The following is an 841-nucleotide window of genomic DNA, read 5'->3' on the forward strand; positions in this document are numbered from 1 at the left end:
ACAGCGTGTGTGGAACCGACTCGCTGCTGCTGCCGGTTCCTTTACCAGCCCGTGCGTCGGGCTGGTCTTTTTCTACCCGGAAGCGGGCACGTCCGATGGTCGCTGCCTGCTCCCTCCTTCAGTGACCTGGCTCCATCATGACCTTGCGCGATACCACTCACCTGCTCCGCCGGCTCAATCCGCACTGCGCGAAGGCGCTCGAGGCCGCTGCGAGTCTTTGCCAGGGACGGCTTTCGGACGAAATCGCGGTCGAGCACTGGTTACTGAAGCTGATCGAGGCCGGAGACGGCGACATTCCTGCAATCCTGCGGCACTACGGGATCGACATCGACAAGGTCTGGGATGCGCTGATTGCTGCGATTGAACATATGCCGCGCAATCTGCGCGGTAAGCCTGCCCTCTCGACGCAATTGGCGACTGTGTTGCAGGAGGCCTGGCTTCGCGTAGCATCGGACACCGAAGACGTGTCCATCCGGTCGGGCAACCTGCTGCAGGCCATCGTCGACGCACCACACGTGCTGCGCGCACAGAATGCGTGGCCGCTGCTGTCGATCAGCAGCGCGCAGATCGAGCGGATTCTGCCGCGTCTTGCGCATCGTTCGTGCGAGAGTGCGCGGGAAGAACCGGAAGCACATGTGAGTGAACCGACCGCTGCGGCATCGAGCGACGCGCCCGCCGCCGCGCCGGTGGCACAGGAAACACGAGCCGTCCCGAGGAAGACGGATGAGGAGGCGCTCGCCCGCTTCGCGATCGACCTGACCGAGAAGGCTCGCAACGGCCAGATCGACCCGGTGTTCGGCCGCGATCGCGAGATCCAGCAAATGGTCGACGTGCTCGCACG

Annotated in this window: 1 protein-coding gene; it reads left to right on the forward strand. The window is 64.2% G+C overall.

Going from position 1 to position 841, the window contains the following annotated elements; genetic code table 11:
* Positions 1-137: 137 nt before the first annotated feature.
* On the forward strand, positions 138-841 hold a 704-nt coding region (locus DIE23_RS39080; protein WP_311767848.1), incomplete at its 3' end, for a Clp protease N-terminal domain-containing protein.

The organism is Burkholderia sp. Bp9143 (genome assembly GCF_003853645.1).
Lineage (GTDB): Bacteria > Pseudomonadota > Gammaproteobacteria > Burkholderiales > Burkholderiaceae > Burkholderia.